The sequence below is a fragment of the Agrilactobacillus yilanensis genome (assembly GCF_003946725.1).
GTDB lineage: Bacteria > Bacillota > Bacilli > Lactobacillales > Lactobacillaceae > Agrilactobacillus > Agrilactobacillus yilanensis.
Genome location: NZ_RHOY01000001.1, coordinates 36,848 through 51,350, shown reverse-complemented (window position 1 = coordinate 51,350; position 14,503 = coordinate 36,848). Strand labels below are relative to the sequence as shown.

Annotated in this window: 12 protein-coding genes; all 12 read left to right on the top strand. The window is 39.6% G+C overall.

Going from position 1 to position 14,503, the window contains the following annotated elements; translation table 11 throughout:
- The first annotated feature begins 65 nt into the window (after positions 1-65).
- Positions 66-1,160, top strand: coding sequence for a YibE/F family protein (locus EKM93_RS00220; protein WP_125711853.1), 1,095 nt, complete (start codon positions 66-68; stop codon positions 1,158-1,160).
- Positions 1,147-1,920 (top strand): YibE/F family protein, encoded by a 774-nt coding sequence (locus EKM93_RS00215; protein ID WP_125711851.1) that lies wholly within the window; start codon positions 1,147-1,149, stop codon positions 1,918-1,920. The genes EKM93_RS00220 and EKM93_RS00215 overlap by 14 nt, the downstream gene beginning before the upstream one ends.
- A 90-nt stretch (positions 1,921-2,010) precedes the next feature.
- A complete protein-coding gene (locus tag EKM93_RS00210) occupies positions 2,011-3,036 on the top strand; it encodes a matrixin family metalloprotease (RefSeq protein WP_164506936.1) in 1,026 nt (341 codons plus the stop codon).
- A 154-nt stretch (positions 3,037-3,190) separates the two neighbouring features.
- A complete protein-coding gene (locus tag EKM93_RS00205; protein ID WP_125711847.1) occupies positions 3,191-3,979 on the top strand; it encodes a LysM peptidoglycan-binding domain-containing protein in 789 nt (262 codons plus the stop codon).
- A gap of 82 nt (positions 3,980-4,061) precedes the next feature.
- The gene (locus EKM93_RS00200) at positions 4,062-4,709 is read left to right on the top strand and encodes an NAD(P)-dependent oxidoreductase (RefSeq protein ID WP_125711845.1); all 648 of its coding nucleotides are present in this window, start codon (positions 4,062-4,064) and stop codon (positions 4,707-4,709) included.
- Between the two features lie 91 nt (positions 4,710-4,800).
- Positions 4,801-5,241, top strand: coding sequence for a CopY/TcrY family copper transport repressor (locus tag EKM93_RS00195; RefSeq protein WP_125711843.1), 441 nt, complete (start codon positions 4,801-4,803; stop codon positions 5,239-5,241).
- Positions 5,242-5,501: 260 nt separating this feature from the next.
- The gene (locus EKM93_RS00190) at positions 5,502-7,574 is read left to right on the top strand and encodes a heavy metal translocating P-type ATPase (RefSeq protein WP_125712326.1); all 2,073 of its coding nucleotides are present in this window, start codon (positions 5,502-5,504) and stop codon (positions 7,572-7,574) included.
- A gap of 169 nt (positions 7,575-7,743) precedes the next feature.
- Positions 7,744-10,224 carry a heavy metal translocating P-type ATPase gene (locus EKM93_RS00185; RefSeq protein ID WP_125711841.1) on the top strand — a complete coding sequence of 827 codons (2,481 nt, stop codon included), beginning with the start codon at positions 7,744-7,746 and terminating at the stop codon, positions 10,222-10,224.
- 29 nt (positions 10,225-10,253) lie between these two features.
- On the top strand, positions 10,254-10,466 hold the full coding sequence (locus tag EKM93_RS00180) for a heavy-metal-associated domain-containing protein (RefSeq protein ID WP_125711839.1): 213 nt from the start codon (positions 10,254-10,256) through the stop codon (positions 10,464-10,466).
- A gap of 657 nt (positions 10,467-11,123) precedes the next feature.
- Positions 11,124-12,044, top strand: a complete 921-nt coding sequence (locus EKM93_RS00175; protein ID WP_125711837.1) for an ABC transporter ATP-binding protein — start codon at positions 11,124-11,126, stop codon at positions 12,042-12,044.
- A gap of 1 nt (position 12,045) precedes the next feature.
- Positions 12,046-13,653, top strand: coding sequence for an ABC transporter permease (locus EKM93_RS00170; RefSeq protein ID WP_125711836.1), 1,608 nt, complete (start codon positions 12,046-12,048; stop codon positions 13,651-13,653).
- A gap of 13 nt (positions 13,654-13,666) precedes the next feature.
- Positions 13,667-14,311: a TetR/AcrR family transcriptional regulator gene (locus EKM93_RS00165; RefSeq protein ID WP_125711834.1), complete on the top strand. Its 645-nt coding sequence runs from the start codon at positions 13,667-13,669 to the stop codon at positions 14,309-14,311.
- The last annotated feature ends 192 nt before the right edge of the window (positions 14,312-14,503 follow it).

The window sequence follows — 14,503 nt, the reverse complement described above, 5'->3', positions numbered from 1 at the left end:
ACAAAGGCCTCCAAAAAAATTACAATAGTAAGATTAAATCATAAGGAAAGAAGCTTGTAAACCGTATGCCGCAAAAGAAAATATTTTATAGCTTACTGCTGTTCATACTAAGCATAGGGATTATTTTAGGCACCCACTTTGATGCTTTTTTATATCAGGATACTGTGGCCAAGGTCGTCAGTGTCAAAACCTTAAACCGGCAAAAAAATATTGATGAACATGAGAATGTCGATCATACGACCACGCAGAAATTGACTTTAGAAATTCTAAATACACGTCAAAAAGGCCAACATGTTCAAGTTCATAACAGCTACACAGAGTCGCAGGCTGTTGATCAAAAATATCATGTGGGGCAGCAAGTATTGATCAGTTTAAGTCATAATCAAAATGTGGTCATTAAAGGTTTAAAACGGGATACGTTTATTGTAGCGTTAATCTGTTTGACTATAAGCTTAATTTTATTGATTGTCCATAAAAAAGGGCTGATGGCGATCATCAGCTTAATGGTCAATAGCTTACTGTTTATTTTAGCGATTCAGTTGGAACTTATCCATAATGGTAAAAATATTTTACCGATCTTTTCAGGGTTAGTTTTTATCTTTACGTTGGTCACATTAGCTTTAATTTTTGGTTTGAACCGACAGCTGCTCGTAGCCGCAACTGCGACGATTATCAGTACTTTTATCAGCTTTGGCTTATTTTTGCTGATCTTAAATAGCACTCACGAACAGGGCATTCATTATGAAGCCATGAGCTATGCGGTCCAGCAGCCTAAAATTATTTTTTTGGCGCAGATTTTGATTGGAGCCTTAGGGGCAATTATGGATGAGGCCACGGATATTACGTCCACACTGCAGCAGCTAAGATTAGAAAATCCGGCGTTTAAATTTAAACAAATCTTTCCTGTAGGGATGGGGATGGGCCGGCAGATTATCGGACCTTTGATTAGTATTTTATTTTTAATTTTTATGGCCGATACAATTCCTATGGCAGTTTTATATTTACGTAATGGCAATAGTATATTGCAAACCTTTAATTGGACAATGTATTTAGGATTGGTCCAGTCTTTAGTGAGTGCGATTGGCATTGTGCTGACCGTACCGTTGACCAGTGTGCTGGCGGGACAGCTATTAGGAGGTAACCAAAATGGGCGTCGTTAGTGCTTTAGCATTAGTCTTACTTGTTTTATTGTTGCTGGTGACCGGAAAAGATACGTTTAGTATATTTGGTGGTTTAATTTTGAATTTTCTGATGATCTTTATGGTTATTATTTTGATTAGCCTGGGGACACCGCCGTTACTGACAGCCCTTATTTTAGGTCTATTGATCTTAGCGTTGATTATCTTTTTTAGTCCGGTGACTTTAACCACTGGGGCCGTGGCCTATTTAGTTTCAGTAGTCGTAATTCTTTTATTGGTTGTCCTTATTTTGCCGGTGCAATATTTTGGACAGTTACAAGGCTTTGGCAATGAGTCTAATGAGGAACTCGGTGTGTTTTCCTTATTGATTGGGATTTCTTTTCCGCAAATTGCTTGTGCCACTATTTTACTCAGTGCTTTGGGGGCAATTGCTGAAGCGAGTATCGCCATGGCCAGTGCCTTACGGGCGTTGTTAATAGAAACACCTAGTTTAAGCAAACACCAATTGTATCAAGACGGCCGTCAAATCGGTCGTAAAGTAATGGCTACTGCTTTCAACACGCTATTTTTTGGTTTTTTTGGCGGTTATTTAGCTTTATTCATTTGGTTTGTGGAATTAAAATATTCACCGGCGTTATTAATAAACGACAAGTTATTTATTGCAGAAATCGCTTCAATTATCATTGCAATCGTTGCGGTTACTTTGACAGTACCTTTAACAACATTTTTGATGACCCGTTGGCGCCATAAATTTGAAATAGACAATCGCTCAGACTCTTGACGGATGTTATTTTTATAGTTTCTGTTAAAATGAAACTGTTGATAATAATTTAAATGGTCTATGTTAAAACCCAAAGTAGAGGATGAACAAATGAGAATAATTGGGCGTTTCTTTAAAATAGTATTTTATGCCGTTGGTATTGGTATCATTATTTTCACAGTACCACAGCTGTATCATAAGTATTCAGATTATTTACAAAAAGAACGGATTGTTACAAAAGTACAACAAGCAACCAATCAAGTCTCTAATCAAGAGGCGCCCGAAAATTGGCAGACATTAAATAATTGGTGGCTGGTGAATCAAAACGGGACGTTAATTTATAATGCTGAGAATTTAACGGTACAAGATCAAGCCGCTGCCAAACAGGCGGCTGACTGGTGGAACCAATTAGCAGGTAGAACTTTAATTACCGTACAGACAAATCAAGGGACACAAGCCGACGTATATTTAGCCTATGTGGATAATAAATATTTAGGCTTTTCTGGTTTGACGGGTACGAATCATCTCCTATTAATTAATCAAGCAATTTTTTCTGAAAATGAAAGCAGTAATGATGTAACTAATATTTTAATTCATGAACTAGGCCATGCGTTAGGGTTAGCCCATGCGCCGCAAGACTATAACGATGTAATGTCCCCTAAACAAGTCGCTACCGGTGAACTTAAAACTGCCTCTAATTATGACCGAGCGGCTCTAAAAGCGAGTTTTACCCGGATGAATTCGGCACTGCATCAAAACATGTCACAAGCAAGTTACATGCAAGTCGCTGCCCAGACGCCTTATCCTGATTTAAATCGAATTGATGATATGACCTATAATGCAAAAGATGGTATTGCGGCCACCTTACAATCGACGCTAGCTAAAGTGAAAAATAAAACAGGCTTAACGGCAGCGCAGCAGACAGCGCTCACAGACAGCAAAGCAAGTTTGAAGAAAATTGAAAATGATGATGGGGCGACGGATAAAGAGATTTTAGCTGCCCAAACGAATTTGCAACGCTTAATTGAAGCCTTTAATCTTCAAAGTTACTTCCCCCAAGCCTATCCGGATCAGCAGATAAATGGCGAGTCAGAAAAAATTAATAATTTTCTTCAAAAAATTCAAGACACTTTCTAATCCACTTTGTAAAGTTGTTTTGTTAATTGTTACACAATGAAGTCATAATATTACTTTACTGTAACAGTTGTAACTGTTTTGTAATATCCTCCATGATATACTCATACTAGTAATTTATTATGCAAGTATTTGTATATTAGGAGGAATTTTGACAATGAGGGGCACAAAAAAAGTTTCATCTGCATTTGCGGCCGCATTATTAGCTTCAGCAGCAACACCAGCGGTAACGCAGGCAGCTACTGTAACAGTTAAATCGGGGGATACATTATCTGAAATTGCACAAGCAAATCAGACAACTGTTGAAAGTTTAATCAAGAAAAATAATATTGAAGATGCTAATTTAATCTATCCAAACGAAACGATTGAAATTGATCCGGCAGCAGAAGCAGTCACACCTGCAGAAAGTACAAAAGAAGTGACGTTGCAAGCCGGCGATTCTTTATGGAAACTTTCCCAAGAATACGGCGTTTCTGTACAAGCCATTGCGCAAGCTAATAATCTTTCCAGTATTTATGCGTTAATTCATCCCGGACAAGTTTTAACGATTCCAGAAGATGATTCTGCTGTCGAAACACCAGCAGTTCAAACGCCAGCAGCGCCAACAGCAACAGTAACGACACCGGCGGCAACGACGCAAACACAAACGACAACAACCCAAACAAGCCAGACTGGTCAAGACCAAGGTACATTTAAGTTATCTTTTTATGATCCAGCCGTTTTAGGCTCTAATATGGGCTACGGTGGTGTGGCTGCGAATTTATCCGTTTTTCCAAAGGGTACGCGCTTGAAGATTACGTTATCGGACGGCACAGTTTGGTATCGGACAGTTAATGATACTGGGACTTTTGCGTATAGCAATCCAAGACAATTAGATGTGGCGATGCCAAATGCGCAAATCCCATCAGCTGGGATTTTATATGCTAACGTGCAAGTTTTAAGTTAAATAACAAATAATAGTTGTGAATATTGTAAAAAACCTCTAAGATAGAAGCGTAGGAAAACGTTTTATATGGAGGTTTTTTATTATGCTAAAAGTTGGGATTATCGGTGCAAATGGCCAAGCAGGTGCCTTAATTGCAAAGGCAGCGACAGTTCGGAATATGGCTGTCACCGCAATCGTTCGGCATCCAGTTGAAGGCGATACCACTTATCCAGTGATTCAAAAAGACTTATTTGCGTTAACACAAGCTGACATCATTGATTTTGATGTGTTAGTCTGTGCAACAGCCTTTTGGACAGAAGTTGAAAAATTTGAAACTTCAATGACACATCTCATCGACATTTTACAAGGAACCTCAGTCCATTTGATGGTCGTTGGCGGTGCCGGCAGTTTGTATATGGACGAAAGCCGTACAACCCGGCTAAAAGATACTAAGGATTTTGAACCGGACTATAAGCCAGTGGCAGATGCAATGACAAAAGGTCTTGAAAAATTAAAGGCTAGTACAGATGTTGTCTGGACGTATGTCTCACCAGCCGCAGATTTTACACCAATGGGTGGGTTAACCAGCCATTATGTGATTAATGGGGATGTATTTACAACGAATGAAGACGGTAAAAGTTTCCTTAGTTATGCAGATTATGCCCAAGCTTTTGTGACGATTATGACAGATAAAAAATATCTCAATCGGCAGATTAGTGTGCATCATGTAGAAAATATTACTTGTTTATAGGCATCACAATTCGCCACTTTACTTTTTATAAGTTATAATTTAGAATGATCAAACTGATAGTTTTAGCACTAACAAAAAAGGTGGTGTGTAGATGCAAGTACAAACAAGAATTGAAATTTCTGATGCAGAATGGGAAGTTATGCGAGTTGTTTGGTCGTTAGGGGCCGCAACGAGTCATGATATGATCACTGCTTTGCGTGAAAAAATGAACTGGAAAGATGCCACTGTTAAAACGCTAATCGGTCGACTTGTCAAAAAAGGTGCACTAACCACTGAAAAAAAAGGCCGAGCGTTTATATATCATCCAACGATTGAAGAACAGGCTGCAATTGATGATGCGACAACATCTTTGTTTCATCACCTATGCCGGATGCGGCAAGGACAGGCTGTAAGTAACTTAATTGATGACCTTACTTTGACTCAAGGTGATATTGAGCGACTGCAAGCGCAGCTGGCTAAGAAACTAGAGACAGCACCTGTTGGGGTAACTTGTGATTGCTTACCCGCAGATTTTGAAATGCAATGTGATTAAATTTAAGATAATGATCGAATCTTTTGCCATTGGCAGAGACTCGATTTTTTTATTTGGCTTAAGATTACATTTGTAGATTATAAAATATTTAGGTTAATAGGGATTTTGACTGGTAAAATAGCTTATTTTAAAAAAGATAGAAAAAACACTTGACGTTTTACGTTTACAAATGTAAACTACAGATATAGATAAAGCGCTGAGATAAATCTGAGGCGTGATGAGGAGGTACAATCATGACAAAAACTAAAATGACAATGCCAATGACTGACCACGATCAAATGGCACATGAAACAATGACCCACGATATGTCCAATATGGACCATGATATGTCTGAGATGGATCACGGAGATATGATGAATCACGGTGGACATATGATGCATATGGGAAATTTAAAACAAAAATTTTGGGTGTCCCTTGTTCTAACGTTACCCATCTTGCTAATGACTTCATTCATGGGTATGACCCAGCCGCTCATTAGCTTTCCGTATAGTGAATGGGTTGTTGCTGTAATCGGTACTATTTTATTCTTTTATGGGGGCAAACCATTCTTCAGCGGCGCCAAAGGTGAAATTCAAGCCCGGCAGCCGGCGATGATGTTATTAATCGCAATGGGCATTACCGTGGCTTATATTTATAGTATTTATGCGGTGATCGCAAACAATGTTTTCCATGTTGATCCGATGATTATGGATTTCTTTTGGGAATTGGCAACTTTGATCGATATTATGTTATTAGGGCACTGGGTTGAAATGAACGCTGTTATGGGCGCTAGTTCAGCATTAGATGATTTGGCTAAATTGCTACCGAGTGCAGCCCACAAAGTTAGTGCTACAGGTGAAATTACAGAAGTAGCAATTAAAGATTTACAAGAAGGCGATTTAGTCTTAGTAAAAGCTGGGGAAAAGATTCCAGCAGATGGTATCTTAACCAGCGGCACATCTATGGTCAATGAAGCAATGGTGACGGGGGAATCTAGATTAGTTGCTAAAGCCGTTGATGACTCTGTCTTTGGTGGTGCGGTTAATAGTGAAGGCACTTTCCAAATGACCGTGACAGGGACTGGGGAGACTGGTTTCTTAGCCCAAGTCACCAAATTAGTGCAGTCCGCACAACAAGATAAATCAGCGCAAGAAAATTTGGCAGATAAAGTATCCGGTTGGTTATTCTATGCTGCTTTAACCGTTGGTATTTTAGCATTTATAATTTGGTTCATTAATAGTGGTTTGACCACTGCCTTACCAATAACCGTTACAGTGTTAGTCATCGCCTGCCCGCATGCTTTGGGCTTAGCGGTACCATTAGTTGTTGCAAGAAGTACATCAATTGCTGCTAAAAACGGATTATTGATTCGGAATAGAAATGCTTTAGAACAAGTTAAAGATTTAAAATATGCGTTGATGGATAAAACTGGGACTTTAACAATGGGCAACTTCAAAGTAAATGCCTACGATAGCTTGACTGATGACGTTTCAAAAGAAGAAGTATTAACTTTATTGGCAAGTTTAGAAGCAGGTTCTTCGCACCCACTAGCGGTTGGTATTATGGATGCAGCCAAAGACAAGGCACTCACTTATGATCAAGCACAAGATGTGAAACAAATTACGGGTGTTGGACTTGAAGGTCAAGTGGCTCAAAAGACGTATCAAGTCGTTTCGATGAGTTATTTGCTGAAATTAGGTTTAACTTTTGATCAGAAGAAATTTGAAGCTTTAGCTGCTAATGGAAACTCTATCAGTTTCTTATTGACAGAGGATCAAGTGATCGGTTATGTGGCACAAGGCGATGAAATTAAACCAGAGGCTAAAAACTTAATTGATGCCTTGTTGGCTCAAGGGATTACACCGGTAATGTTAACGGGCGATAATCGCCAAACCGCTGAAAAAGTCGCAAAAACTTTAGGTATCACAGAAGTTCAAGCACAACTTTTACCAGAAGACAAAGAAAAATTAGTCCGTCAGTATCAAACAAAAGGTAAAGTTTTGATGATCGGCGATGGGGTTAATGATGCACCAAGCTTGGCTCGAGCAGATATTGGTATTGCGATTGGTAGTGGGACTGATGTGGCCATTGAATCAGCAGATGTGGTCTTAGTTAAGAGCAATCCAAACGATGTTGTTGAATTTTTAGAATTAGCACGTAAGACAACTCGGAAAATGACCGAAAATCTTTGGTGGGGTGCGGGTTACAATATTTTGGCCCTACCATTGGCTGCGGGTGTCTTAGCACCGATTGGCTTTTTATTAAGTCCAATGTTAGGCGCGGTATTAATGTCCTTAAGTACGATTATTGTAGCGATTAATGCGATGACATTACGCTTAAAAAATAACGCTTAGACCAAAGTGTTTATGAAATTGACAAGTGTAAGCTCAATAGACACGTAGGTTATGGGAAAATCAGTTAAAAAAGTAATTTACAAATGTAAACATTAGTGATACTTTAGTATTGTTCAATAAATAATTAAGTATCTAATAGATATCTGATGGAGATTGGAGGGGTCATTGTATGAGCGAATGTCGCTTTGCAATTGATGGTATGATGTGTGCCAGTTGCGCGCAAACTGTAGAAAAAGCTACGAATGCATTACCTGGGGTTAAGAAAGCTACGGTGAACTTAACCGCTGAACAAATGCAGGTAGATTTTGATCCAAAAGCAGCACCAATAGAAAAAATTGAGCTTGCGGTAAAAGATGCTGGGTATGGGGCCCAAGCAATGGCAACGACATTGAATTTTGATGTTGAAGGCATGATGTGTGCCAGCTGTCAGCAAACTGTTGAAAAGGCTGTTCAAAACGTCAATGGGGTTTTAGAGGCCACTGTCAACTTGACGGCAGAAACGATGCAAGTCACTTATGATAGCTTTACAGTAGACGTACCGCAAATTGAAACAGCGGTAAAAGATGCCGGCTACAAAGCGACTGCGGAAGATATGGACGCTGATGGGGATGCTGTGGCTGAACAGGCCGCTGAACGTAAAGTTAATGAAGTTCGTAACTTGAAGTTAAGATTCATCTGGTCCGCAATCTTTACAGTACCTTTACTTTATATTTCTATGGGGCACATGTTGGGTTGGTGGTTACCAGCTGCCTTACATCCAAATATGCATCCCGTTGTATTTGCCCTAACGCAATTATTGCTGACCTTACCAGTTTTAATTTTGAATCGATCTTATTACATTATCGGTTACAAAACGCTATTTAAAAGACATCCTAATATGGACAGTTTAGTAGCGGTTGGGACAAGTGCGGCGTTTATCTATAGTTTAGTCAACACCTATACGATCGTTTTTGCGCACGCTGCTTTTCAAGATCAACTGTATTATGAAGCAGCCGTTACAATTTTGACTTTAATTACATTAGGACGTTATTTTGAAACAAAATCAAAACAAAAAACAGGTTCTGCGATTACAGCGTTGATGAACTTAGCACCAAAGCAAGCCTGGGTTAAAGAAAATGGGCAGTTTGTTGAAAAACCCGTAAAGGAAGTTCAAGTTGGCGATGAATTGCTCATCAAACCAGGTGCTAGTATTCCAGTGGATGGCGAAGTCGTTTCAGGCGCTAGTGCCGTTAATGAATCTATGTTAACTGGTGAGAGTTTACCTGTTGAAAAAAATGTTGCTGATGCCGTAATTGGCGGGACATTAAATCAAACAGGCCAATTAGTTATCAAAGCGACTAAAGTCGGGAATCAAACGGCTTTAGCGCAAATTGTTAAATTGGTTAATGACGCCCAAGCTACAAAAGCACCAATTGCACGTTTAGCTGATAAGATTGCCGGTATCTTTGTACCAACGATTATGGTTATAGCCGTTGTTGCCGCTTTGGCTTGGTTAATCAGCGGTCAGTCAATCGCCTTTGTAACGACAATTTTTGTGTCAGTACTAGTGATCGCTTGTCCTTGTGCTTTAGGGCTAGCAACACCAACCGCCATTATGGTCGGGACTGGCCGGGGCGCTGCCAACGGAATTTTAGTCAAAAATGGGGTTGCCTTAGAAAATGCCAGTCAATTAGAAGCAGTTGTATTTGATAAAACTGGGACTTTAACAGAAGGTAAACCAGTTGTAACAGATTGGTATAATACGTCTGAATTAACAGATGATGTTGTCATCAAATTAGCAGCTAGTTTAGAAACTGTTTCAGAACATCCATTAGGCGCAGCGATTGTAGCCTATGGCGAAGAAAAAGGTCTAGATGTTGAAATGGTCAACGACTTTGAAGTCTTACCAGGCTTTGGATTACAAGGACAAATCGAAGGTCATCAAGTTCAAATCGGGAATGACAAATTCTTAAAACAGCTTGATTTAGCCGCAGAGGCACAAGAAGCTGATCGTCAAAGTTTGGTACAACAAGGCAAAACGGTTATGTATATGGTTGTGGACGGCAAATTGGCTGCAATGATTGCCGTAGCTGATCAAATTCGTAAGAGCAGTGTTCAAGCTGTGAAACAGTTGCAAATTATGGGCTTAGATGTTGTAATGTTAACAGGTGACAATCGGCAAACCGCTGAAGCAATCGCCAAGCAACTAGGCATTACCCATGTGATTAGTGATGTTTTACCAGCTGATAAAGTGCAAGTTATTAAAGATTTACAAGCAGAGGGTAAGAAAGTAGGCATGGTCGGCGATGGGATTAATGACGCACCAGCCTTAGCCCAAGCCGAAATTGGCTTTGCGATTGGGAACGGGACGGATGTTGCCATTAAATCTGCCGATATTGTCTTAATGTATCAGAACTTATTGAGTGTGGCAGCTGCTATCGATCTAAGCAAGAAGACAATTAAGAATATTCGAGAAAACCTATTCTGGGCATTTGCCTATAATATTTTAGGGATTCCATTTGCAATGGGGATTTTGTACCTATTTGGTGGACCTTTACTCAACCCAATGATTGCCGGAGCAGCTATGAGTTTCAGCTCCGTATCCGTTGTATTAAACGCATTGCGTCTGAGACGTTATCGGCCGCAATTTGAACTCAGTGCATCAAAATAAAAAACTAAACTACAAAGGAGTTTTAGATAATGGCTAAAAAATTAGTAAGTATCGAAGGTATGAAATGTGACGGCTGCGTGGAGAACGTTACGAAAGCATTCAGCGCTTTAAACGGGGTTAACAATGTTGAAGTGAGTCTTGAAAATAAAAACGCCATCGTTGATGGGGACGTTGCTGAAGCTGACTTAAAAGCAGCCCTAGCAGATACACATTACAGCGTCGTTGCCGTAGAAAACATGTAAAATTTTAAGAGCGTGAACCAACACGGGTGATTTCGCAATATAACCTAGACTTGGCAGGTAGTCGCTTGCGACTAGCAACAAGACGTAGTTATATGTAGAAATCAGTGTTGGTGAGCGCGTTTAAATCAGAGCGTGACAAGCTACGGTTTGACAATGCACATAACCTAGACTTACGACATAAGCCCGACCTTGGCTTGTGAGTAAGGCGTAGTTATGTAAATTGTCAGTAGCTTGGAACGCGTTTTAGAACCAGAGCGTGAACTAGAGCGGGAAAGCCTCGAGCACTAACCTAGGATCTTGCAGGGTGTCGACAGACACACAAAAGATTCGTAGTTAGGTGAGAGCTTTGCTCTAGTGAGCGCGTTTTAAATCAGAGAAATCTTAAAAGTTTAATCAGTAGCTAGTGTTGTTTTTATAAATGACACTAGCTTTTTTTACAGATGCATAACTAAAAAAGCAGCCGACTTAAAATGCACTAAGCGCCGTTAATTTGACGGACTTAGTGCATTTTTGATGCGCCTTTTTCCTTGTGTCATCAGGGGTTAGCGACCTTTTTTAATTAATGACTAGTTGGTTATTGACTTTCCGGTCATTATAGTTATAATTAAGGCGAATTAGAAATTAAAAAAGTTTCAGCGTAGAAATGGGGTTATCAAAATGAATCAATCAAATATTTTAGAAGTACGTGGTTTACAAAAAAATTTTGGTAAAGTTCAAGCTTTAAAACGAATAGATCTAACTTTAAAACCGGGGGAAGTATTGGGCTTCATCGGTCCTAATGGCGCCGGAAAATCGACAACAATTCGTACAATTTTAGGCTTAATTAAAGCAAGTTCAGGTGAGGTACGTGTATTTGGTGAAGATGCTTGGCAGTCTGCCGTTAAGATCCACCAACAATTGGCCTATGTCCCTGGGGATGTTTATTTATGGCCCAACTTGACAGGGGGGCAAACGATTGATTTATTGTTAAAGCTGGCAAAACAAACACATAATGCTAAAACCGATGCTTTAATTAAACTATTTGCACTGGATACTTCTAAAAAAAATCGGACTTATTCAAAGGGTAATCGCCAGAAAGTTGCTTTAATTGCGGCATTATCTGCGGATGTACCATTATATATTTTCGATGAACCAACTTCAGGCTTAGATCCGCTCAATGAAGTGATTTTTCAAGAACAAGTTGCCGATTTAAAAGCACAAGGTAAGAGTGTCTTATTGTCGAGCCATATTTTATCTGAAGTTGAAAAAATGGGTGATAAAATCGCGATTATTCGTGCTGGCGAAATCATTGAATCGGGATCATTATTAGAAATGCAGCACTTAACGAGAAGTCAAGTAGCCGTTACAACTGAAATGTCGCTAGTGGATCTAAAACAACAAACCGGCGTTCATCAAGTGAAATTCAAAGATGAACATTATCGGCAGGCGGCGTTTAGTGTGGACAGTGAAGTGATGCAAGATTTAATGACTTATCTAGGTGCGCATCGAATTCAAAGCTTAAAAGTCACACCCCCAACTTTGGAAGATTTATTTTTGCGTTATTATGGTACGGAAACAACGCAAGACGAGGTGAGATAACATGTTATTTGCAGGAACAAGTCAATGGTTAAAAATTAATTTAAAGAAAGATTGGCTGCGCATTTTAATCTGGCTGATTGCAGCGGCAGGTATTTTTGTCATCGTTGCTGCCAAGTTTGAGGCCATTTATGGGACCCCAAGTCAGATTAAAACAATCAGTGACACACTAAAGTCACCAGCAATGATTGCTTTATTTGGGTTAATGCCTAAAGGACACTTAACAACGGCCAATATTTTTGCAGCAGAAATGTTAGTTTTTTGGGCAATTTTAATGATTATTTGCAATTTTTCGATTGCGATTGGTTCCAGTCGTCAAACCGAAGAAAATGGGATTACCGAACTATTATTAGGGGGTTATCCTGTGGGCCGTTTTGCGCCGTTAGCAGCGACAGCCTTAGAATTAGCTGTGATTAATCTATTATTTATGGTAATCACTGGTGGCGGTTTGGTTATTGCGGATATGTCAGGTAATAATGCAAGTGGAAACTGGCTATTAGCTGTAATTTTAGGCATAGTGGGCTGGGCTTTTGGGATGATTGCGCTCGTTTTTGCGCAGTTAGTTGCGGACAGTCACACGGCCAATATTTATAGTTATTTATTTTTTGGACTGACTTATTTAGTTCGAATGATGACTGATTTAAAAGATGCGACTTATACTTGGTTATCACCACTGGGCTGGATTGAAAAAACACAAGTTTACACGCACAATAATTGGCTACCGGTTTTCTTATTGTTATTGTTGGGACTAGCTACTTTTGGCCTGGCCTTAGCATTAAACGAAAAACGTGATTTAAATGCCGGGTTGCTGCAAGCGCGATCTGGTCATCGGCGCAGTCGCTTTTTACGGGGGCCTTTAACCTTATTATGGTATTTACAACGAACGAGTACAATTATTTGGATTATCGGTCTAGGTGTTTTGGGTGCAACTTATGGTGCTGTATTTGATTCCGTAGGGAAGTTAGTAAATACCTCCCCAATTATCCGTCAAATTCTAGGCAGCGGCGGCGTGCATCATTTGGAAAAACTGCAATTATTGAGTTTTTTAGGTATTTTAGGAATGATTTTTTCATTATTAGCTATAATTGCAGGTGTCATGGTTTTAAATCACTTGTATAATGATGAAAGAAAGGGCTTTTTAGAATTGGTCCAGACAAGAGCGGTTGCACGACCTTATCTTTATTTTGTGTATGTAGGTTATGGCGTTTTGTTAATGACCTTAGCTTTAATCGCCGCTTTATTGGGTGCACAATTTGCAGGTAATGCGGTATTAACGCAGCCACTGGCATTTCATTATTTCAGAGACGTTTTTAGTGCGGTGTGGCCGATTGCTTTATTATTCATTGGTTTGAATGCGGCATTAATCGGTATTTTACCAAGGGGACGTAATTTTGTTTGGTTGCTATTAGCAATGAGCTTTATGATTTCTTACTTTGGTAAAATTATGTCATTGCCAAAATGGGCCATGAATCTTTCGCCTTTTTATTGGGTACATCGTGTACCTGTAGATACCGTGAACACAAGTCAAATGTGGTTGGTGGGCCTTTGTGCAGTGGCACTTGTGCTGATTGGCTGCTGGGGCTATTGCCGGCGGGATTTAAAAACTAATTAAGGAATGAGTTTAAATGTCAAAAAGACAGTCCCGGGATCCTGAAAAAGAACAAGCTATTTTAGCAGCTGCAACCCATGAATTCGCTAAAAAAGGCTATTTTAAAGCCAATACACAAACGATTGCGGATGCGGCTGAAGTCTCTAAGGGTTCTGTGTTTCGTTATTTTGAAAGTAAAAAAAAGCTTTATATACAAGCGGTTAGATTTGCCATTCAACGGCTGCAAGAAATCGCGGATTTTACCGTCTGGACCGATGCACCAGATTTAAGAACTTTGATCATTCGGGCAACGCAATACAAAATCGCCTTGTCCCATGAGTATCCAGATGAGTTTGCGTTATTGTTAGCCGTCTACCGCCAAGGGGCAACGGCACCTGAAGCATTGCAGACAGAGGTACAACAGATGTTTACGCAATTCAGTGATCAAAATATTAAAAAGTTAATTCAACCCGTTATTAAGCGACTGAATTTAAGATCAGACATTGCGCCTGAAGAAATACAAAGTTATGTGGAACTGTTTATGGCTCAGATCATGACTTGGGTGCAACATTATATGGTGGCACATCCTGAAGTGCAGACAATGGAAGATATGACCGAATTGGTGACTAAAATTGAGCATTTCATGGATTTAATGGAACACGGTATTGTTAAATCTGAATAGCTAAAAAGCTGATGGCAACGAAGAAATTGCCATCAGCTTTTTTATATAAACGTGCGTACGCAACGTTTTAATTATTATTAATGATTTAGACGCACCGTTATCATCAGCTGTTCGTTAGACATTAACCAAAGGGTTTCAGAAGTGAATTTTAAATCAGAAGGTGAAATTCTTTTAAATATCTAAACATACGGC